The sequence below is a fragment of the Acinetobacter pengchengensis genome, assembly GCF_982235305.1.
The window spans coordinates 1,240,168-1,260,013 of record NZ_CEVATJ010000001.1; the positions used below are offsets into that span (position 1 = coordinate 1,240,168).

Annotated in this window: 17 protein-coding genes; 10 read left to right on the forward strand and 7 right to left on the reverse strand. The window is 41.1% G+C overall.

The window, feature by feature from the left end; translation table 11 throughout:
• Position 1: 1 nt before the first annotated feature.
• Positions 2-1,174 carry an iron-dependent methanol dehydrogenase gene (gene mdh, locus AC0T5Z_RS06050; protein WP_291335637.1) on the reverse strand — a complete coding sequence of 391 codons (1,173 nt, stop codon included), beginning with the start codon at positions 1,172-1,174 and terminating at the stop codon, positions 2-4.
• 444 nt (positions 1,175-1,618) lie between these two features.
• Between mdh and AC0T5Z_RS06055 the strand changes: the two genes are divergently transcribed.
• The 5 genes from AC0T5Z_RS06055 to AC0T5Z_RS06075 all read left to right on the forward strand — a co-directional run bounded on the left by AC0T5Z_RS06055 (position 1,619) and on the right by AC0T5Z_RS06075 (position 8,207).
• Positions 1,619-3,622, forward strand: a complete 2,004-nt coding sequence (locus AC0T5Z_RS06055; protein WP_435336925.1) for a hypothetical protein — start codon at positions 1,619-1,621, stop codon at positions 3,620-3,622.
• Positions 3,623-3,711: 89 nt separating this feature from the next.
• Positions 3,712-5,424: an AAA family ATPase gene (locus tag AC0T5Z_RS06060; RefSeq protein ID WP_291335634.1), complete on the forward strand. Its 1,713-nt coding sequence runs from the start codon at positions 3,712-3,714 to the stop codon at positions 5,422-5,424.
• Between the two features lie 136 nt (positions 5,425-5,560).
• Positions 5,561-6,544: an ion transporter gene (locus tag AC0T5Z_RS06065; RefSeq protein WP_291335632.1), complete on the forward strand. Its 984-nt coding sequence runs from the start codon at positions 5,561-5,563 to the stop codon at positions 6,542-6,544.
• Between the two features lie 282 nt (positions 6,545-6,826).
• On the forward strand, positions 6,827-7,747 hold the full coding sequence (locus tag AC0T5Z_RS06070) for a LysR family transcriptional regulator (protein WP_291335630.1): 921 nt from the start codon (positions 6,827-6,829) through the stop codon (positions 7,745-7,747).
• A 271-nt stretch (positions 7,748-8,018) separates the two neighbouring features.
• Positions 8,019-8,207: a hypothetical protein gene (locus tag AC0T5Z_RS06075; protein WP_291335628.1), complete on the forward strand. Its 189-nt coding sequence runs from the start codon at positions 8,019-8,021 to the stop codon at positions 8,205-8,207.
• A gap of 92 nt (positions 8,208-8,299) precedes the next feature.
• Here the strand turns inward: AC0T5Z_RS06075 and AC0T5Z_RS06080 are convergent, their stop codons facing one another.
• Complete coding sequence (locus AC0T5Z_RS06080; RefSeq protein WP_291335626.1) at positions 8,300-8,755, reverse strand: DUF441 domain-containing protein; 456 nt, start codon at positions 8,753-8,755, stop codon at positions 8,300-8,302.
• Positions 8,756-8,913: 158 nt separating this feature from the next.
• Here AC0T5Z_RS06080 and AC0T5Z_RS06085 point away from each other — a divergent pair, with 158 nt between their 5' ends.
• A complete protein-coding gene (locus tag AC0T5Z_RS06085; RefSeq protein ID WP_291335624.1) occupies positions 8,914-9,636 on the forward strand; it encodes a pseudouridine synthase in 723 nt (240 codons plus the stop codon).
• A gap of 84 nt (positions 9,637-9,720) precedes the next feature.
• Here the strand turns inward: AC0T5Z_RS06085 and AC0T5Z_RS06090 are convergent, their stop codons facing one another.
• From AC0T5Z_RS06090 to AC0T5Z_RS06100, 3 genes are all read right to left on the reverse strand, one after another.
• Positions 9,721-10,164: a GNAT family N-acetyltransferase gene (locus AC0T5Z_RS06090; RefSeq protein ID WP_291335622.1), complete on the reverse strand. Its 444-nt coding sequence runs from the start codon at positions 10,162-10,164 to the stop codon at positions 9,721-9,723.
• A gap of 93 nt (positions 10,165-10,257) precedes the next feature.
• Positions 10,258-10,614: a type II toxin-antitoxin system RelB/DinJ family antitoxin gene (locus AC0T5Z_RS06095; RefSeq protein ID WP_291335620.1), complete on the reverse strand. Its 357-nt coding sequence runs from the start codon at positions 10,612-10,614 to the stop codon at positions 10,258-10,260.
• A gap of 110 nt (positions 10,615-10,724) precedes the next feature.
• On the reverse strand, positions 10,725-11,639 hold the full coding sequence (locus AC0T5Z_RS06100; RefSeq protein WP_291335619.1) for a pseudouridine synthase: 915 nt from the start codon (positions 11,637-11,639) through the stop codon (positions 10,725-10,727).
• Positions 11,640-11,855: 216 nt separating this feature from the next.
• Between AC0T5Z_RS06100 and tsaE the strand changes: the two genes are divergently transcribed.
• From tsaE to hfq, 4 genes are all read left to right on the forward strand, one after another.
• Positions 11,856-12,332: a tRNA (adenosine(37)-N6)-threonylcarbamoyltransferase complex ATPase subunit type 1 TsaE gene (gene tsaE, locus AC0T5Z_RS06105; RefSeq protein WP_435336936.1), complete on the forward strand. Its 477-nt coding sequence runs from the start codon at positions 11,856-11,858 to the stop codon at positions 12,330-12,332.
• Positions 12,325-14,307 (forward strand): DNA mismatch repair endonuclease MutL, encoded by a 1,983-nt coding sequence (gene mutL, locus AC0T5Z_RS06110; RefSeq protein WP_435336924.1) that lies wholly within the window; start codon positions 12,325-12,327, stop codon positions 14,305-14,307. Before tsaE ends, mutL begins: the two co-directional genes overlap by 8 nt.
• A gap of 6 nt (positions 14,308-14,313) precedes the next feature.
• Positions 14,314-15,258 (forward strand): tRNA (adenosine(37)-N6)-dimethylallyltransferase MiaA, encoded by a 945-nt coding sequence (gene miaA / locus AC0T5Z_RS06115; protein ID WP_291335615.1) that lies wholly within the window; start codon positions 14,314-14,316, stop codon positions 15,256-15,258.
• Between the two features lie 92 nt (positions 15,259-15,350).
• A complete protein-coding gene (gene hfq / locus AC0T5Z_RS06120) occupies positions 15,351-15,863 on the forward strand; it encodes an RNA chaperone Hfq (RefSeq protein WP_291335613.1) in 513 nt (170 codons plus the stop codon).
• Between the two features lie 217 nt (positions 15,864-16,080).
• Here the strand turns inward: hfq and AC0T5Z_RS06125 are convergent, their stop codons facing one another.
• Together AC0T5Z_RS06125 and AC0T5Z_RS06130 are read right to left on the reverse strand one after the other, a co-directional pair.
• Complete coding sequence (locus AC0T5Z_RS06125; RefSeq protein ID WP_291335611.1) at positions 16,081-17,382, reverse strand: peptidylprolyl isomerase; 1,302 nt, start codon at positions 17,380-17,382, stop codon at positions 16,081-16,083.
• Entirely contained in the window at positions 17,382-19,835 is a 2,454-nt protein-coding gene (locus AC0T5Z_RS06130; RefSeq protein WP_291335609.1) for an LPS-assembly protein LptD, read from the reverse strand. Before AC0T5Z_RS06130 ends, AC0T5Z_RS06125 begins: the two co-directional genes overlap by 1 nt.
• Between the last annotated feature and the right edge of the window lie 11 nt (positions 19,836-19,846).

A 19,846-nucleotide genomic window follows, 5' to 3' on the forward strand; every position in this document is an offset into this window, starting at 1 on the left:
ATTACATCGCGGCTTTAAAAATTTCGACCACTTGTGCATGATTGGCTTTACGTGGGTTGGTGAGCATGCAGGCATCTTTTTGTGCATTTTCAGCCATAATCGCCAAGTCATCTTCTTTAACGCCTAACTCTGCTAAACCTGTTGGAATGCCAATTGAGCTAGATAATTCACGAATCGCATCAATCGCAGCATAGGCAGCTTCGGTGGTAGTTAATCCGTCAGTATTGACTCCCATCAATTTTGCAATGTCTGCATAACGCTCTGGGCAAGCAATCAGGTTAAATTCGCAAACATGCGGTAATAAAATCGCATTACAGACACCGTGCGGCAAGTTGTAGAAACCGCCAAGTTGATGCGCCATGGCATGCACATAGCCTAGAGAGGCATTGTTGAATGCCATACCTGCCAAATATTGCGCATAGCTCATGGCATCACGTGCTTCAATATTTTCACCATTTGCCACAGCAGGGCTAAGCCACTGGCTAATCATACGAATGGCTTTTTCTGCACAGGCATCGGTAATAGGATTGGCTGCAGTTGAAACGTAGGCTTCTACAGCATGGGTTAAGGCATCCATGCCTGTTGCTGCGGTTAAACCTGCAGGTTTGGCAATCATGAGTTTTGGATCATCAATCGCGATGAGTGGTGTGCAGCGCCAATCGACAATTGCCATTTTAACGTGCGTGTCGGTGTTGGTAATAATACAGAAACGGGTCATTTCCGATGCTGTACCTGCAGTGGTGTTAATAGCAATTAGCGGGGTCATTGGCACGGTACTTTTATCAATGCCTTCATAATCACGAATATGCCCACCACCTGCGGTCACTAAGCCAATGCCTTTGGCACAGTCGTGTGAAGAACCACCACCTAAAGACACAATAAAGTCGCAATGATTGGCATTGTAGGCATCGACACCTTTATGCACGTTAATGTCGGTTGGATTTGGCTCTGCACCTGCAAAGATATGGCTGGCAACGCCTGCTTCGGTGAGGTAGCCTGCGATGGTATCGGCAACGCCAAATTTAAACAGTCCTTCATCTGTCACAATTAGGGCTTTTTTAGCGCCTAAATTTTGTGCTCTTACGCCAATTTCTTTGGCACAACCAGGGCCAAAGAGTGACACACAAGGAATATAAAAACCGTTAGTTTGGTCTGCAATATTTTTAAAAGCCATGCTCAGATTCCTTCTTGCATTGGATATTGGAATAATGTGTTGTTATCGCGGTGTTGAACCGTGATTTGAGTATTCAATGCTTTGTTGTGAAATCCTACCTACCAAATACCAACCCTATTTGCTGATGAAAGAGTGAAAAATAATTAATTGAAAATTATGGAGTTTTAATTTGTTTTTTATCTGGAGTTGTGTGCAGTCTATAGGCAAGAGCACAAATCTTGTTTATAGTGTTTTTGTATCTCTCATTTTAAGGTGTGGATACAGCTCACAAATGCTTCAGATGTAATTTATTTAATAAGTGGTTTAATCTAGATTAAAAAACATCAACTGTTTATGATGGAAAATAAAAAAATAGGAATGTATCACCAGATGGATCTAGTCGCTGCAATTAAATAAAAATAAGATGCAACTTAGATAGACCGTACTTAAGCATGAGGAGTGTGTATGCAGCCAAGTCGCCAGCATAGCCAATTGCATGCCGTTGCACAGCAATTGGTACGTATTTCCAGTGTGGCCGCAGAAATATATCAAGATCAAATGCAGCTAGTTGGGCATCTCACTGCACAAAATATGTTCCGTATTGATCCTTTGCAGCATCGGGTTGAATTGCTAAACGGTCTATTTAGCCTTGAATTTTATCCGCCTAAATCTAACTCTAGTTTAATTCAGACGCAGTTTGAGTTTGCGGGGCAGTATCAAGAAGCGTTTGAAGATTTTTTTCTGCATGATTTACAGTTTCATACGGGCGATTTAAAGCCACAACACTCCTTATTTTTACGCAATCAGGCGCAGCAATTAAGACATCTAATTATGCAACAAGCCTATATGTGGGTGGATGGTGCTGCACGTGTTCAACAGTTGCTGCTGCATTTAGATGGTGTACAGGCTCAGATTTTAGATCAAGCCTTGATTCAGTCTGATTATGCCCAACACGCTGTTTTTACAGGTGCTGTACAGCATGGTGCGGTCATTCCAGAGGAAACTTTGACTGCTTTATCTGCATTGTGTGCTTTAGAATTTATTGAGGGTGATACCTTTTTGCCTGTGCAAGCCTTAATGCACAGTTATGATGATTTTTGTTTTAGTGCAGCACAGTTTTTGCCTAAAGCCATGTATCGTATTTTGGCGGTGTCCTTTCCTGAGCGTTTTAATTTACAAGATTTAATTGACCATCAGGATGATATTCAGTTGTTGTATCGGCATGCCGAAGAACATGGTCATTTACTGGGTTTTGCCCGTTTAATGCACCGAGAAGTGTGGCAGCGTTCCGATGCATTGGCAAAACCGCATTTCTTAAAATCCTGTCCTTTAATTTGGCAAAAGAAGGTTGCCAAACTGCCGTTATTTGATTACCCACGAGCGGTGAACTGGCTGTTTAAACAGTCTGCACCAGTGTTGGATTGGCTCAGTTTAAATATGCAGCATACCAGTGTGCGGGTCGCAGTGACTGCGCTCAGTTTTGTCGATTGTAGTCAGGTACATCCACGTATTATTTTAGCGACATTGCAATATTTTCAATATTCTGCGGCGCGTATGTTTATTCAAAGCTGTAATGTGTATGCGACACAGCAGGCGTGGTTTGCGCATGCACATAATGTCAGTCTAATGCCACATGGTGAAAAACAATCTGTAGATGATCCACGAGTTGCGATTAGTCCTTCTATTTTGTATTTGGATGAATGGATGAGTTTGCTTAAAACCGTGGCGCAGCAAGATGAGCATTTGGTGAAGCATGTATTTAGGCGTTTAAGTCGTGTCATGCAAAGTTATATGACTTATTTGCAGCAAATCACACAGGATTTACCACCCGCTTTGTTGGATTATATTCAGCCCGAGAGTCAGCAGCAGCGTGACTTTTATACGGTATTGCAGCGTTATCAGCTTCAACCCGATAATTTTAGGCAGCGTTTTTATTTACGGGCGCAACATACGCGAGTTTCAGTGTTTGACAGTTATGTGCGTGACTATTTACTGGAATATTTTGCAGCACATACGCATATTCCTAAAAGTTTGAGTTGGTTGGGGTTGTTTCATCAGGCGGTGCGTTGGCATCAACAGGTCTACAAAGCAGAGCTGATGGCCAAATTAAAAAAGGAAATTCTGTGCAGTGCATGGCAGGCCAAAAGCCCTATGACGACGCTAAAATTTTCAGGCTGGTGCTTTGAAGAAATGACTCATCTAGACCGTATTATTGAAGAATCACAAAACTTTAAACACTGTTTGGCACTTAGCTATGCCAAGCTAATGAGTGAAGGGCAATATGTGGCGTTTCACATGGCATCGCCACATTATGCGCAGCAATTGACCTTGGGTTGTCATTTTCGGCAAGGACAGCTTGAATTTGATCAGTTGGAATATCCGAATAATCAAATAGCGGAACAGTTACTGGTGACCATTGCAGAGCAGTTTATTGCATGGCTGAATCCACAATTGCCAGCTAAAGCATAAGACAACAGTTGTCGTATTCGCAGACTTGAGCCTTAACTTTTGGGCAAAAACTCGTTAGGCTATAGCCGTTCAGCAATGGTATAGGTCTTATGAAACAGGAAACTGCACTTAAACTTTTAAAAGCAGGTGAAAATGTCTTTTTAACAGGCTCTGCTGGTGCGGGTAAAACCTATACCCTGAATCAATACATCAATTATTTAAAAGCGCGTAAAGTACCTGTAGCGATTACAGCATCTACAGGTATTGCTGCAACGCACATGAATGGCATGACCATTCACACGTGGGCAGGCATTGGCATTAAAGACTTTTTGTCCGATGCCGACCTGAAAAATATGAAAGAGCGCAAATATCTCAAAGAACATTTAGAAAATGCGCAAGTGCTTATTATTGATGAAATTTCGATGCTGCATGCCAAGCAGCTGAATCTGGTCAATCAGGTACTGAAATATTTTAAGGAAAGTGATGAAGCCTTTGGTGGGATTCAGGTGATTGTTGCGGGAGATTTTTTCCAGTTACCGCCTGTGGGGAAAAACGATGAGCGCAATCGTGACAAGTTCTGTTTTATGTCAGAGGCTTGGGTCGAAGCGAAATTTCGGGTTTGTTATTTAACCGAGCAGCATCGTCAGGGCGACGATTATTTAAATGACATTCTCAATGCAATTCGTGCACAAAGAATTGATCATCAACATCTTCAGGCTTTGGAACACACCCGTCATCAAGATATTGGCGACACTTTCACGCGTTTATATACGCACAATATGGATGTGGACAATATCAACTTTAAGCATCTGAATGAAATTGAAACTGAGAGCAAGCAGTTTGATGCCGTGTGTGATGGCAATGAAAAGTTGATTGAAACGCTGAAATCATCGGTACGTGCGCCTGAAATTTTAAATCTAAAAAAACATGCCAAAGTGATGTTTGTTAAAAACAACTTCGATATGGGCTATATCAACGGCAGTTTGGGTGAAGTGATTGGCTTTGAAGAAGATGATGATCACGGCATTTTGCCTAAAGTAAAATTAACCGATGGCACGGTATTACTGGTCGAGCCTGAAACTTGGTCGGTAGATAATGATGCAGGCAAAACCATTGCCAGTTTTCAGCAAATTCCGCTGCGTTTGGCATGGGCAATCACTATCCACAAATCACAAGGCATGACTTTAGAAGCGGCAGAAATCAATCTTAGCCATACTTTTGAAAAAGGGCAGGGTTATGTGGCCCTGTCACGTTTAAAATCGTTAAGCGGTTTGCGTTTATTGGGATTTAATAGCCAAGCTTTGGAACTCGACAGTTTGGCGATTAAGGCAGACCGCCGTTTTCAGGAATTGTCTGAAGAAGCTGAAACGCACTATGCGCTGATAGATTTAACTCCACAACATAATGCATTTATTCGTCACTGTGGTGGCACGTTGAACGAAACCGAAATTTTGCGCAATGAAAAGAAAATTGCCAAAGGTGGAAAAACCAATTATGCGACTGCTACATTGGATGAAACCCGCGTTTTATTTGAAGAAGGTTATGATATTCAAGATATTGCAGTTGAACGTGGTTTAACGCCTGCAACCATTATCAACCACTTGGCACGTTTGCAAAAAGAACAAAATCTGGATATTTCAGTGGCACATCCAGGTGATGAAGTGGTGGAAGAAGTCCGTAAAATTTATAAGCGTTTAATGAAGCGTCAAAATGCCGAGCACTTTAGCGAGGATGGTGCAATTAAACTGCGTCCGATTGTTGAAGCGACTAGTCCACGCATGGGCTATGATCAAGTGCGTTTAGCATTGCTGTTTATTCAGTAATTTATCTATTCAGATGATGACGTATACTGCAATTTTGCATTAAAAATGCCCGCTAAACGTCACATAAAATACTATCGTTTTAAGAAAAACTTCGGTTAAACTGCCATCACTGTAAGCCTTAAATATAATATTCGGTATGGCATTTACACCGTGGTACACCTTACGAAAATTTGTCTATAACAACTTACACGACGATGATTATGAAACATGGTTTAGTCGTTGCATTAACTATTTTTTAATTTTACTGATTTTAGGCAATGCCAGTGCGGTTATTTTAGAGTCAGTGAATGACGTCTATCTTGCCTATCAGGTATTTTTTAACCATTTTGAAAACTTTTCCATTGCAGTGTTTACGCTTGAATATTTGCTGCGGATTTGGAGTATTGCTGAAAAAGACCCATTTATTTCGCCATGGAAACAGCGGGTAAAATGGCTGACTAGTGGTGGAGCAATTATAGATTTATTGGCAATTTTACCTGCTTATATTAACTTCTTTGTACATCTAGATTTACGTTTCCTAAGAATTTTACGTTTACTTCGTTTGTTAAAGCTGACACGTTACTTTGTATCATTGCAAATTTTATTAAGAGTGATCGAGCGAGAAAAAGGGTCATTTCAGGCAGTTATTTTTATTCTCTTTATTATGATTGTGATGTCTGCTGCAGGTGTCTATGTGGTGGAAAGTAAGGCACAGCCTGAAGCCTTTAGCTCGATTCCTGCTTCGATGTGGTGGGCAGTAGTAACCTTAACTACAGTTGGTTATGGCGATGTCACACCCATTACACCTTGGGGTAGAATTTTAGGTGCATTAATTACGGTATTGGGTGTCGGCTTGGCAGCATTGCCCGCAGGTATTTTAGCCACAGGTTTAGCCAACGAACTTGAACAACGCAAGCAGCATTTAGGGCTGAAATTTAGAGAGCTATTGCAAAATAGTGAGATTGATTTGTTAAATGATCAGGAAAAAATTGAAGATTTACGCAAACAAGTCGGTTTAACCACTGAGCAAACCCAAGATATTTTATTGCAGTTAATTCGTGAACGTCGTGAACAAGAGTTGCGTTTAGAACAAGAACCTTATAAATACTGCCCGCATTGCGGAGAGAAGTTGTCGGAGTAAGCTAGGCTTGGGTTAAAAATTTTAAATTCTAGTTTGGCTCTACACATAGGCAGCCTAAAATATGTGTGCTTAAAGCCATACTATTTTTAAGGAATTGTATTGATTTCGTAGTAAATATCATCGAAAAAAATAAAGATGAAGGAAACTCATTATTCACATGATAAGATTAAATTAATTCATTATTAAATTGAATCATGTTTAGCTTTGTTTTTTATTTGGCAAAATAAAAATGCGACCTAGGTCTAAACATACAGTCAATAAGTTGAAAATTAGGAACAAGCAATGCTTGAAATTCGCCACTTAAAAATGCTGTCAGCCCTGCGTGAACATGGCTCTTTGGTTGCTGCTGCCAATGATTTATGTCTGACACCATCCGCCATTTCTCATCAGCTCAAAGAGTTAGATCATTGGTATGGTGTTGAAGTGGTGAACCGCCGTAGCCGTCCTGTGACATTTTCCAATGTCGGGCAGCGTTTACTGAAACTGGCGGATGATGTCCTGCCACAAATTCAAATTACCCAAACCGATATTACCCGCATTGTGCATGGGCAAACGGGGCGGATTATTTTTTCTTCAGAATGTCATAGTTGTTTTGACTGGTTGATGCCGCTACTGAATCAATATCGACAGCAATACCCAGATGTAGATTTAGATTTTGCTTCAGGTTTTGAAGCCAATCCGCATGAATTATTGCAAACTGCAGAATTTGATTTGTTGATTACTGCAGACCCGATTGCTTTAAAAGGTATCGAATATTTTCCAATTTTTGAATATGAATCGCGTTTGGTATTGTCAAATACCCATCCGCTCGTACGAGCTGAGCGCATTACCGTACAGGAGTTGGCAGAAGAAACCCTGATTACTTATCCTGTCGATAAACATCGTTTAGATATTATGTCTAAGCTATTCATTCCAGCCAATATTCAGCCTAAAGCCATTCGTACTACAGATTTAACCCAAATGTTGATTCAATTGGTGGCGAGTGGACGGGGTATTGGCGCATTGCCAGATTGGGTGGTGAATGAATATGAGCAAAAAGGCTGGGTGACTTCACGTCGTTTAGACTGCGTTTCTGCGGGAGGATTACGCCGTACTTTGTATGCGGGTTATCGTAGCGAGGAAAAAGAAAAGAGTTATTTTGAAGGCTTTTTGAAGCAATTAGAGAAATTTTCCCAAAAACGCACGCAGTATTATTCGAGTTAGAAGTCATACGATCCGCATTGTATAGTGGCTGCCAATAAATGCTAAAATCTCAGCTCATCTAAATCTAGAATAAAAACAGTGAGATGTTCTTGCTAAACTTGCCTTGGGACAATTATGGGAGAGCGCAGAGTTCGGTATGTTGGCTGACAAAGAATTTTTGGATTGTTGCTTCTGGTTTTATGGCAGCCATGCATATTGGCAAATTGCCACCGATTTTGCCCATCCTACGTGCTGAGCTTGGAATTAGTCTGGTTCAAGCGGGTTTTTTACTGTGTTTGGTAAAAGCTTCGGGCATGACTTTGGCTTGTTGCTAGGTCGTTATACCGCAAAAATTGGCTTAAAACGCTGTGTACTATTGGGCTTGTTATTATTGGTAGGTGCAAGTTTTATTGGTTGTTTTGTGGATAGATTTTCAGCGTTGTTTAGTCTGCGTGTTATTGAAGGTTTTGGTTTTTCCTGACTACACTCAGTGGCCCTGCATTTTTTGAAATTGGGTGATATAAGATGATTAATCTAAATATAATCATCTAAACTAAACGACCCAAATCAATATTAAGAATAGCCAATAAACAAGGTCAGAATCCCCGCAGCAATTAGTGGGCCGACAGGCACGCCACGTAGCACAGCAACACCAGCGACTGTACCAATCAATAAGCCTGCCACCACATCAGGTTGATTGGTCATGAGTTTTACTCCACGGCCACCCAACCATGCCACAAAAATACCAATTGCAATTGCAAGTAAAGACTTCCAACTTAGAAATGATTTTAGAATTGCTTCACCCGGAAGTTTGCCGCTGGCAATCGGTGTTAGAACACCAATGGTGAGAATGATAATGCCCAGATTTAAGCCATGCTGCTGCAAGAGTGGAAAAAATTCACTGAGCGGCGTAATTCTAAAAACGATGAGTACTGCTGCGGCAATGGTCACAGCTGTATTTTGGCTGAAAATACCACACGCGAGTAGGACGATCAGCACCACCAGGTTAAGGTCTAATTGAGAGAGCATGGTGATCCATAAAAGGGGAAACTGGAAAAGTATAGCTATTGTAGCGGTTTTCAATTGCAAACGGGCAATCTACGTACTGTGGCCAGAATTTACAGTGTATTTGGTTTAGAATAGTTACAGTAAATGTACTTATACTTTTTATTATTAGGTCGCTCATCATGTTGTTGGAAAAAATGTTGCAATCACAAGGCTTTGGATCACGTAAACATTGCCAGCAACTCATTAAAAATGGCGCAGTCACCATTATGGGCCAAACCCAGACCAATCCTAAATTTATATTAAAAATTGCGCCTGAAACGGTTTTGCAATTTTCGGTGTATGGACAAAATTATCAATATCGTGAAAAGGTCTATATTGCCTTACATAAACCACAAGACTATGAGTGTTCGCATCAGGCGACCCATCATTTTAGTGTGTTCGACTTGTTTGATGATGTTTTGCTAAATCGTGGTTTGCAATGTGTTGGACGTTTAGATCAGGACACCACAGGACTGTTATTGCTGACAGATGATGGGCAGTTTTTGCAAGCCTTGACTCATCCAAAAAAACACGTGGCAAAAGTATATGCTATGCACACCGCAGCCCCGATTAATGCGATACAAATCCAGCAACTTGAGCAGGGTGTCGCATTGCGCAATGAATTAGGGTTATTTGCGGCAACAGAGGTGCAGCAATTGGCAGAACATGCGTTACAGATCACCATTCATCAAGGCATTTATCATCAAGTTAAACGTATGCTGGCAGCGGTGGGCAATAAAGTAGAACAATTACATCGTCAGCAAGTTGGTGCATTAAACTTGACTGATTTGGCTTTAGATGTGGGTGAATGGATGTATTTAAGCCCTGAACAAGTCGAATTGGCAAAAAGCCGTATGGAATAAGTGAATTTCTACTGAGTTTTACCAATCGCTTACGCTAGCTAAAATTTATTTTTTGCCTAAAGCTGCACCCGCAAGATCAGGTGACTATTTTAAAAAACAGTGATAAGTCTGGAATTCATCATCTTTGACAAAGCCCATCTTTTCATACAATTGGTGGGATTGGTAATTACTTTTTTGCGTTTCAAGGCTGATGCGCAACGCATTTTCATGGCGTGCAAATAAAATCGCAGTATCAATGAGTTGTTTAGCCGAACCTTGTCGTCTAAAAATAGGGGTAACATAAACATCATCTAAAATATAGTAGGTCGAACAGGCAACTGAAGAAAAGCCTAAATAAAGTAATACAAATCCAGTGATTTTTTGATCTTTAATATGAATGAAAATCACACTTTCTTGATTTTCAAAACGCTGTTTTAAGAATGCTGCAGAAAGGCTTAAATTCGAGGATGCACCATAAAACTGACGATACTCATCGAACAATACAGCAAGTTGGTCTAAGTCTTCTAAAGTGGCGCGTTTTACAATCATTAGGATACTCCATGCTTTTTTATTGTCCTTGCATGAAGCATAGCTAAGTTTTTAAAGTAAATTTTTAAAGAATTGTTTAAAAATGCAACACTGTTAATTTTTGTCAGTTTCACCCAAAATTGCATTGAGTTCATCAAACAAGTCTAAATGTTCATCATCGAGTTCAAAATCTTGCACACTATTATTGCCAATTACAACTGCTTCAGTATTTGGACTTACATCCACTAACGTTGCTTTTTGCTCTTGTTTTAATTTACGTAACTTAATCAATTGTTCCAGATTAATATTCTGATTTTCTATTGAAAAGGGGATTGATTTAGTAAGCACGACTTGCTTAAAGAACAAGCGCACCGCTTGCGCAGGCGTAATCCCTAACTGTTTAAACACAGCAAAGGCCTGTTTTTTCTCTTGAGAGTCCAAGCGAACTTGGTAGACTTCAGTTTTTCTCATAATTTTTAATAGAAGGAAATAGATTTAAATTTTAGCAACATTGTAAACAATTCATTTGTAATTTCAATATGACTACAACGAAAATCCATTATTTTGTAATGACAAATATATTACAATGTCAGTTCTTGCTGTGCGCTAAAGTGGAATTGTTGCAGGCTAATCGGGTCAAAAAAACTTAAATGCTTGGCTAGCAATTGTAGCGGTGCAGAAAAATCATCTGCTTGTTTGTGCTGTAAGATGGGATAAAATGGGTCGTTTTTAATTGCAATGCCTAAGCTGTTTAAATGCACACGTAGTTGGTGTTGCTTGCCTGTTGTCGGCATTAATTCATATTTTGCCCAATTCTGATTATGTTCAAGCAAACGAATTTCTGTTTTGCTGTTTGGTGTTCCTGCCACAACTTGCATCAAATAAAAAGGTTCGCCTTTTTCCATGCGTAATTGCACGGTACAGGGCAGTGGCAAATCAGCTTGATAAGGTGCAATTGCATGGTAGGTTTTTTGCACTTGACGTTCTGCGAATAATTGCTGATACACTGCCCGAGTTTCAGGTTGCTTGGAAAAGAGCACCACACCTGCAGTTTCACGGTCTAAACGATGAATAGGCGTGAGCTGCTCATTCTTTGTTTGTTTTTTTAGGCGTACTAACAGAGTTTCTTGCACATATTGACCCGTAGGGCTCATGGTCAAAAAATGCGGTTTATCTACAACCAATAAGTGTTCATTTTCAAATAAAATTTGATGCAGAAAAGGCACAGCAACTTCATGCGCTAAAAAACGATAATAATAAATATCCTGATGCGCGCTATAAGGTGTGTTTAAATTTAAACGCTTACCTTCTGCATCATAAACTAAACCATCCTTAAAGCGTTGTTGCCATTCCTGTGCAGAAATATGGGCAAACTGGGTACATAAATAATGAAAAATTGAGTCAGGTTGTGTGCTTAATTGGGGTAAATGCAATTTGCTGGCACTCACACCATCTAGCATGGGGGGAACAAAGGTGTTGGAATGAGTCGATGTCATCTAAAAATTGCTCATATTCAGGTGGGGGAGTTTCTTTTTCATCATATTGTAAATAGCCTAAGCAGTTCGGGTGTTAAGCTCAATAATATTAAGCCATAGCCATGTCTCAACGTGTCATAAATTGTCCATATTTACACAGTTTTATCCATCAGTACATAGGCTTTAAAGCAGTGCGATGCTATCATAATTGGTCTTTTGAATCATGTCGTGAGCGTTATGCAGTATTCATTTAATTTGGCTTTAAATAATGAGCAAGATACCCAAAATTTGGCGCAGGTTTTGGCAACGCATTTTCGTTCGGGTGTGATTTATTTAATTGGTGATTTAGGTGCAGGAAAAACCACTTTATCGCGTTATTTTCTACAGCATTTGGGGCATCAAGGCGCGGTTAAAAGCCCGACTTACACTTTGGTAGAACCTTATCAAATTCAGGGGCAAGATATTTTTCATTTTGACTTATATCGTTTAAATGATGCTTATGAATTAGAGCTCATGGGCATCCGTGATTATTTAGAAACCCCAAATGCCTTGTTTTTATTTGAATGGCCATCAAAAGGTGGTGATGAAATTCCACCTGCAGATCTGATCATTGCAATTAAAAAATCGGAAGATGAATTAAGCCGTACCGCAACCCTAAATTCATCTTCAGCTGAATTACAACAAGCTTTGGAGCAACAATTTAATCATGCCTAATGATGTGTTAAATCTACGTCGGATCCACACGCTTGAACCTGCCTTAGCCAACCAAATTGCTGCAGGTGAGGTGATTGAGCGTCCTGCCTCTGTGGTCAAAGAGTTACTCGAAAACTCCATTGACGCAGGTGCAACCGAGCTGATTATTCGTGTGGCACAAGGCGGTAGTACACTCATTGAAATTATTGATAATGGTCGTGGAATTCATGCTGAAGATTTACCTCTGGCGGTGACTCGTCACGCGACCAGTAAAATTCAAACGGCCGATGATTTGCACGCCATTGTTAGTTTAGGCTTCCGTGGTGAGGCGTTGGCTTCCATTGCAGCGGTATCGCGTTTGACTTTGGTCAGTAGCCAAACTGAAGATGGTGTAGGCTATCAGGTTGAAGTCAATGGTACTGCTTTCGATCACCAAGATATTCAAGCTGTCGCCGCACCAAAAGGCACGCATATTCGGGTACAGGATTTATTTTTTAATGTGCCTGCACGTCGTAAGTTCCTGAAAAAACCAGGTACAGAATTCGGGCATATTGAAGAAATTGTCCGTCGTTTGGCATTGACACATTTTGATATTCGTTTTGTGCTAGAGCACAACGACAACATTAAACTGAATCTACCCATAGCAGACAGTGGTGAATTGCGATTTCAGCGCGTGCAGCAACTTTTAGGTCGGAGCTTTGTTGAAAATGCCTATTGGATTGATGCCGATAGTGTCAGTATGCGCTTATCGGGTTGGTTGGGGCACCCTTCCGATGCACGTTCACAAGCCGACTTGCAGTATGTGTATGTAAATGGACGTATTGTAAAAGACAAAACCATCTCGCATGCTTTGCGTATGGCATACGAAGGTATTTTGCATGGACATCAACATGCTGCGTATTTGCTGTTTTTAGAAGTTGAGCCTGAAAATATTGATGTCAATGTGCATCCAACCAAGCATGAAATTCGCTTTTTAAATCAGCGGGAAGTGCATGAGTTTGTACGACATTATGCCAAAGAAACCTTAGCTCAATTTCAAACTGCAACTGCAGATTTAGCCACAGCCATGAAAGCTGATCCTGTAGAACAAGCTGCGCCTTATGTGGTGCAACCGCGTTATCAGGAACAATTTTTACTGCACAAACATGCCGAGGCGAATCCTCACAATTCCGCAAATGATGCAGCAGATGCATACACGATGCAGCCCGATTCACAAGCGGGAAGTGAGTTACTTACCGATTTTAATCAGAGTCAGTCTCAGACAGTTCAATATAACCGACCTGTGCAGAGTAATTATCAAGGTTCACAACAGCTCAACAATGCTATAAAAAGCTATCTCGCGCCTTTACGTGATCTATATCAAGACTCAGCTAATCTTGGGCAAACAACCACAACACCTGCAGTGGATGAGCATCCACTGGGCATCGCAATTGCGCAACTGCATGGAATTTACATTTTGGCGCAAAACAGTGAAGGCTTGATTATTGTAGATATGCATGCCGCACATGAACGAATTGTGTTGCAACAGATGAAAGCCGCTTGGGATAAACCTGAGTTTTGGACTTCGCAGCAATTGCTTATTCCCAAAGTCATTAGTATTAGCCGTATGCAGGCCATGCGAGTGGGCGATTTAAAAGAACAATTGGCGCGATTGGGCTTGGAAATAGACCAATATGGGGATGAACAGGTCATTGTGCGCGGTGTACCTGCAATTTTGCATAAGGCAGATTTTGCTGAATTAATTCCTGAACTACTTGATGATTTAGACCCGAATGATGAAGCGCAAGCCTTGGTACAAAAGCGCGATCATATTTTGGCGGGAATGGCATGCCATAGCGCTGTACGTGCACATCGGATGCTTAGTCTTTCTGAAATGAATGCCTTATTGCGGCAGATGGAACAAACCGAATTTGCTAGCCAATGTAATCATGGTCGCCCGACTTGGCGTGCCTTTCCATTGGCTCAATTAGATAAACTTTTTGCTCGAGGAGAGTAGCGTTACATGTCAAATCAATTGCCGGTCATCAATTTAATGGGACCAACTGCAAGCGGTAAAACTGCTTTGGCATGTGAGTTGTATGAACTGGGGCATTTTGAGCTGATTTCAGTCGATTCTGCGCTAGTTTATCGAGATATGGATATTGGTACAGCCAAACCGACCAAAGCAGAACAGGCGCGCTATCCGCACCACTTGATTGATATTATCACCCCTCTTGAAGTGTATTCTGCTGCACAATTTGTTGAAGATGCCTGCACCTTGATTGACGATATGCATGCGCGAGGCAAAACCCCAATTCTAGTGGGCGGAACCATGCTGTACTTTAAGGCATTGCTTGAAGGTTTATCTTCAAATTTACCCCGTGCCAATTACCAAGTGCGTGCTGAAATTGAAGATAAAGCTGCACGCGAAGGTTGGGAAGCCGTCTATGCAGAATTATGTAGGGTAGATGCATTGGCAGGACAAAAATTCAAAGTGTCCGATAAGCAACGTATTATTCGTGCTTTGGAAGTTTACAAATTAACAGGTACACCGATTACCCAACTTCAAGCGGAACAACCTAAAAATGTACCATATCGTTACACTTTTCATAACCACGCCTTAGTGCCTGATCGGGTAGAATTACATCAGCGTATTGAAAAACGCTTAGAGATTATGTGGGAAATGGGTTTTTTGAATGAGGTGCGCCATCTTATTGAAAAATACGATTTAGATGCAAATTTACCCTCTATGCGCTCTGTCGGTTATCGTCAAGCTTTAGAATTTTTGCAAAAAGGTGATGAAAGTCGCGAAAAAATGCAGGAAATGGAGGATAAGGCGCTATTTGCAACACGACAACTTGCGAAACGTCAATATACTTGGCTCAGATCGTTGCAAGAATCGCATAAATTTCACACATATTTTACGATAAAGCAGGCTCAAGAAGACTTGCGAAACTGCTACGGATAAAGCAAAATTTACACACTGTCTTTTTTATAATTTTTAATTGAAAAATAAAGATAGTTTTTGCGCTGATTTTTAATTATTTTTGGAGTTATAACATGTCTAAAGGTCAAACTTTACAAGATCCGTTCTTAAATTCTCTCCGTAAAGAACGTATTCCTGTTTCCATCTTCCTTGTGAACGGTATCAAACTACAAGGTCATATTGAATCTTTTGACCAGTATGTTGTTTTGTTGAAAAACACAGTAAGCCAAATGGTTTACAAACATGCAATTTCTACAGTTGTTCCTGCACGTAACCCACGTCCAGCAGGTGCACCAGCAGGCGGTCAAGGCGCAGGCTTTGGTGGTCAAGGTGGCGGCTTTGGCGGTCAAGGCGCAGGCTTTGGCGGTCAAGGTGGCTTCGGTGGTCAAGGTGGCGGCTTCGGTGGTCAAGGTGGCTTCGGTGCTCAAGGTGGCGGCTTCGGTGCTCAAGGTGGCTTCGGTGCTCAGGGTGGCTTCGGTGGTCAAGGTGGCTTCGGTGCTCAAGGTGGCTTCGGTGGTCAATCTACAGGCGGTTTTGACAACGATTCTAAATTTGAAGAATCTCAAGAAGACGACAACAATCGTTAATTGATTTTCTGAAAAAAAGCCTCTCATTTTGAGAGGCTTTTTTATGTCTCGCTCTTTTTTCTGATCAATTTACAGACTTTGATTTATAAGCTTGAGTAAGGCTGCGTGTTGCTTAAAGTCGGACGGATGAGGAGATAAGTTTGAGCAACTTCGCTTGAAAATAATAAAACCAGTGCAGTGACACTGGTTTTGATTGTGATCTAAAGATTATAGGCGCTTAGGAGTTCTTTTTACGATCTAAGCTTGGGTCTTTGATTTCCACAAATGCATTGTTACGTGTTTCACGTAACCAACTGTCTAGTTCAGTATCAAATTGACGTTCACCTAAAATTTGACGTGCCATACGCTCTTGGTACTCACGTGTCATATCTTGCTGACGAGTATCGGTGACTTGTAATACATGCCAGCCAAACTGAGTTTGGAATGGGGCGCTAATTTCGCCTTTGGCGGTATTTTTCATTTGGTTTTCAAATTCAGGTACCATCACACCAGGGTTGACCCAACCTAAGCTGCCGCCATCACGTGCAGAGCCTGCATCGTTAGAAAACGTCGCAGCCAAGGTTGCAAAATCTTCACCTGCTTTTAAGCGGTTGTAAATGCTGTCAATCATGTGTTTGGCATTTTCAGGGCTAACCACTTCTGTCGGTTGAATGAGGATGTGGCGAGTTTGATATTGAGGTACCAATGCACGTTGTTCAGTGCTTTTGCGCTCTAAGAGCTTGACCACATGAATGCCATCACGGACTTCAATCAGTTCACTGGTTTGACCCACATTTAACGGTGTAATGCGTGCAGCAAGTTCTGCAGGAATATCTGTTAGGTTGCGTAAACCCATGTCTGCAGACTGTACGGTTACACCATTGCCTGTGTATTTTTTGCTAATGGTTTGAATATCATTGCTTTGTGCCAATTCAGCTTTTACTTTTTGCGCAACTTGTGCGGCATTTTCTGTTCCTGAAATACGCACATGCAAAATATGTACTTGATTGCCTAATGCTGCTTGACCTTGTGGGGTTTTCAGGAAATTATCAACATCTTGGTCGCTAATTTGGATACGTGACATTACGACTTGTTGACGTAAGCGATTGATTGCTAAATCTTCAGCAATACGGTTACGTAAAAAAGCATAACTGCCTGGCGCAGATTTATCTAATTTTTGCTGAAAAGCTTCTAGGCTGTTTGCGCCATTTTGCTGTGCAACTTTTAAAACTGCTTCATTTAAAGATTTTTCATCGGCTTTAATATTATAGCGTTTGACTTGTTCTAATTGTGCTTGGCGTACAATCAGTTGCTCTAAAGCTTGTTGTTCTAAAATGTGTTGCGGTGGAACAGGGCGCTTTTGCATTTCCAGTTGTTGTTTGAGTTCAACCACGCTTTGCGCTAAATCACTTTTTAAAATGACACTATTGTCAACTACAGCTACAATTTGATCATTCGCAGCAAATGCAGGCAGCGCTGCTGTCATGCAAAGTGCTAAGGTTGATGCTTTTAAAAATCGTTTTAACTGTTCTGTCTTCATTAACGTTGTGTCCAAGATTGATTAATTTTATTAAAACCTAAAATACGGTTTTCAAGCAAAGATGCAAGTTTATTATTGAAACCGCCTAAACCTTTCAAATTTAATTCTGCCATAATGGCACGTTTTGGTTTTACACCGACATCGGTAACTTCATCTAAATCATTATAGTAAGAGCGACCATAAACTGAGATGCCCCAGCAGCACGACTCATAGTTCACACCCAGTAAGTATTCACGCGCAACGCTGTTGTCTAGGTCATATTGCGCATGACCTAAAATACGCCAGTTGTTGTGAATAGGCTGAATAAACGATGCCACAACTTGATCATAATGATCTTGACGGTTTGGAATAACACGGCGGTTAATATAACCAAAGCTATACAAGTTGCCTTGATCACCCGTGTAAAGCATATTGACACTGCGCTGTGCATTATCACCATTAGACATCCAAGCTGCATTGGCACCGATGCTGAGGTTTGGGCTTAATTGGCTGGTGAGGCTGACAATTGGCCCTGTACGGCTTTGCGTATCAAAATCATCGCTGGTGTTTTCTAGTGTGACACGACGGTCTTCAAAGTAAAAGCTTTGACCAATTCCTGCTCTAAGGCGTTCTAAGCCAATTTCATCAAACAGGCTATAGCTTAAACCCAAAGACAAAAAGTTGTTATCTTCTAAACGGTCATGACCATAGAAACGGTTTGGACTGAACAACTGGTCATAATTAATCGAAGCCGTTGCAGAGTCAAAGTTCGGGTGGTCGTTTTGATTGCGGTACGGTGCATAGGCATAGAACGCACGAGGGGTGATGGTTTGCAAGTAGCGACCATCTTTTTCAAAGGTAATCCCTGTGTCCAATGTAAATTGTGGCACAGTGACAGATTCACTTTCACTAGATGAGTTGGATTGATTCAACGCATTTCGAGTGTCTTTGTTATAGAAGGTGTTGATGTTACGTAACGATACTTCAGGAATTACAAATGACCACGGGTTGCGGTAGTTATAACGCACTGCAAAGTCGTTATAAATACGGGTGCCGCTTGGTTCGGCTACATCTAATGCACCAATGTCTTTTTTGAAGTAAGCCGTGTCGTTATTAAACTCGACTTGGAAACCTTGAGGGTTGCCTGTTTTATAATTTAATAAAAATTGTGGTAGGCGTGCATAAGGGCGGTTTTCATAGGCAATAGATTGATCCAGCGTTTGGAAATCTTCAACTTTGAGCTGAGCTTTTAAGCCAGGAATACCATTGCGATAGTTAAGTTCCCAAGCACGACGTAAATTAAGATCGGTTTTGGAGTTAGGGTTATTATTTAAATCCGCAAAGTAATCTTTATCTGAAGCATAGTTGTATTCAAGATTGGTCGAAAACTGATTGTTAATTTTCCAGCTGTGTAAAAAGTGCAAGTCTTTACGGTCTTGGTCGTCATATTTGGCATCTGAAGCTAAATAACCACCCCAGATTTGGCCTGAACCAAAATTTTCTGTTAAATAACGGAATTCACCCTCTAGCATTGCACCACGATCGGCAATATAACGCGGGCTAACGGTAGCATCAAAATTCGGTGCAAGGTTTAAATACACAGGAACAGAAAGCTCAACGCCACCATCGTTGGTAAAGCCAAAACTAGGTGTCAAAATACCTGTAGTCCGGCGGTCATCAATTGGGAAATTGAAGTAGGGTACAGCCAAAACAGGAACATTCTTCACATACAATTTGGTGCCACGTGTTTCACCACGTCCCGTTTCCTGATTCAGCTTAATTTCATTGGCTTGAATTTTCCAAGTTGGCGCTTGTTCAGGTGGACAGGTACTATAAGTGGCATTATTTAGCACCATCGTGTTGGTTGAGGTGCGTGCAATTTTTTCTGCCATGCCGTGAGCATGTTGTTCTTCGGCAATATAGAAACTGTTGTTTAAGTCACCTTGCTGGGTTTTCAGGTTGTAATTAATTTCATCACTTTGCGCCAGTAAGCCCGCTTGCGCCATTTGTACCCGACCTTCGGCTTTGGCAAAGGTCTGAGTTTGATCAATGGTAATTTTATCGGCACGAATTTGACGACCCTCTTGGTCAATCACCACATTGCCCTCTAAGACTGAATCGCCATTTGGGTCATAGTGACCATAATCTGCAGTCACTGTAGAAGTTGCATTTTCAGCATCTGCCGCAACAGTACCCGAGCTGATCGGCGTTAGCCACGCACCTTCACAATAGGCAGAACTTTGGCTGTGACCAAATTGTTGTTGTGCTTCAGGTGCAGCTTTATCAACATAATATTGCTCAAAGAACTGCTGCCCAGGATAAGCTTCTTGTATGGTGTGCTTAAGCTGCTGGTTATTGAGATTTGTGACAGATGAAGTCTGATCTGTGGTCTGCGCATAGCTGGAAACAGAGTGACCACATAACAGAGTTAAGACCGCAGTCGCTAAAGGATTAAATTTAAACTGATGCTTCATTTATCTCATCA

Excerpts from the sequence above, each read along its gene's own strand:
- mdh (WP_291335637.1), bottom strand. The coding sequence starts at position 1,174 with ATGGCTTTTAAAAATATTGCAGACCAAACTAACGGTTTTTATATTCCT.
- AC0T5Z_RS06080 (WP_291335626.1), bottom strand. The coding sequence starts at position 8,755 with ATGCTCTCTCAATTAGACCTTAACCTGGTGGTGCTGATCGTCCTACTC.
- AC0T5Z_RS06085 (WP_291335624.1), top strand. The coding sequence starts at position 8,914 with ATGTTGTTGGAAAAAATGTTGCAATCACAAGGCTTTGGATCACGTAAA.
- hfq (WP_291335613.1), top strand. The coding sequence starts at position 15,351 with ATGTCTAAAGGTCAAACTTTACAAGATCCGTTCTTAAATTCTCTCCGT.
- AC0T5Z_RS06130 (WP_291335609.1), bottom strand. The coding sequence starts at position 19,835 with ATGAAGCATCAGTTTAAATTTAATCCTTTAGCGACTGCGGTCTTAACT.
- AC0T5Z_RS06065 (WP_291335632.1), top strand. The coding sequence starts at position 5,561 with ATGGCATTTACACCGTGGTACACCTTACGAAAATTTGTCTATAACAAC.
- AC0T5Z_RS06060 (WP_291335634.1), top strand. The coding sequence starts at position 3,712 with ATGAAACAGGAAACTGCACTTAAACTTTTAAAAGCAGGTGAAAATGTC.
- AC0T5Z_RS06100 (WP_291335619.1), bottom strand. The coding sequence starts at position 11,639 with ATGACATCGACTCATTCCAACACCTTTGTTCCCCCCATGCTAGATGGT.
- mutL (WP_435336924.1), top strand. The coding sequence starts at position 12,325 with ATGCCTAATGATGTGTTAAATCTACGTCGGATCCACACGCTTGAACCT.
- tsaE (WP_435336936.1), top strand. The coding sequence starts at position 11,856 with ATGCAGTATTCATTTAATTTGGCTTTAAATAATGAGCAAGATACCCAA.
- AC0T5Z_RS06070 (WP_291335630.1), top strand. The coding sequence starts at position 6,827 with ATGCTTGAAATTCGCCACTTAAAAATGCTGTCAGCCCTGCGTGAACAT.
- AC0T5Z_RS06095 (WP_291335620.1), bottom strand. The coding sequence starts at position 10,614 with ATGAGAAAAACTGAAGTCTACCAAGTTCGCTTGGACTCTCAAGAGAAA.
- AC0T5Z_RS06125 (WP_291335611.1), bottom strand. The coding sequence starts at position 17,382 with ATGAAGACAGAACAGTTAAAACGATTTTTAAAAGCATCAACCTTAGCA.
- AC0T5Z_RS06090 (WP_291335622.1), bottom strand. The coding sequence starts at position 10,164 with ATGATTGTAAAACGCGCCACTTTAGAAGACTTAGACCAACTTGCTGTA.
- AC0T5Z_RS06055 (WP_435336925.1), top strand. The coding sequence starts at position 1,619 with ATGCAGCCAAGTCGCCAGCATAGCCAATTGCATGCCGTTGCACAGCAA.
- miaA (WP_291335615.1), top strand. The coding sequence starts at position 14,314 with ATGTCAAATCAATTGCCGGTCATCAATTTAATGGGACCAACTGCAAGC.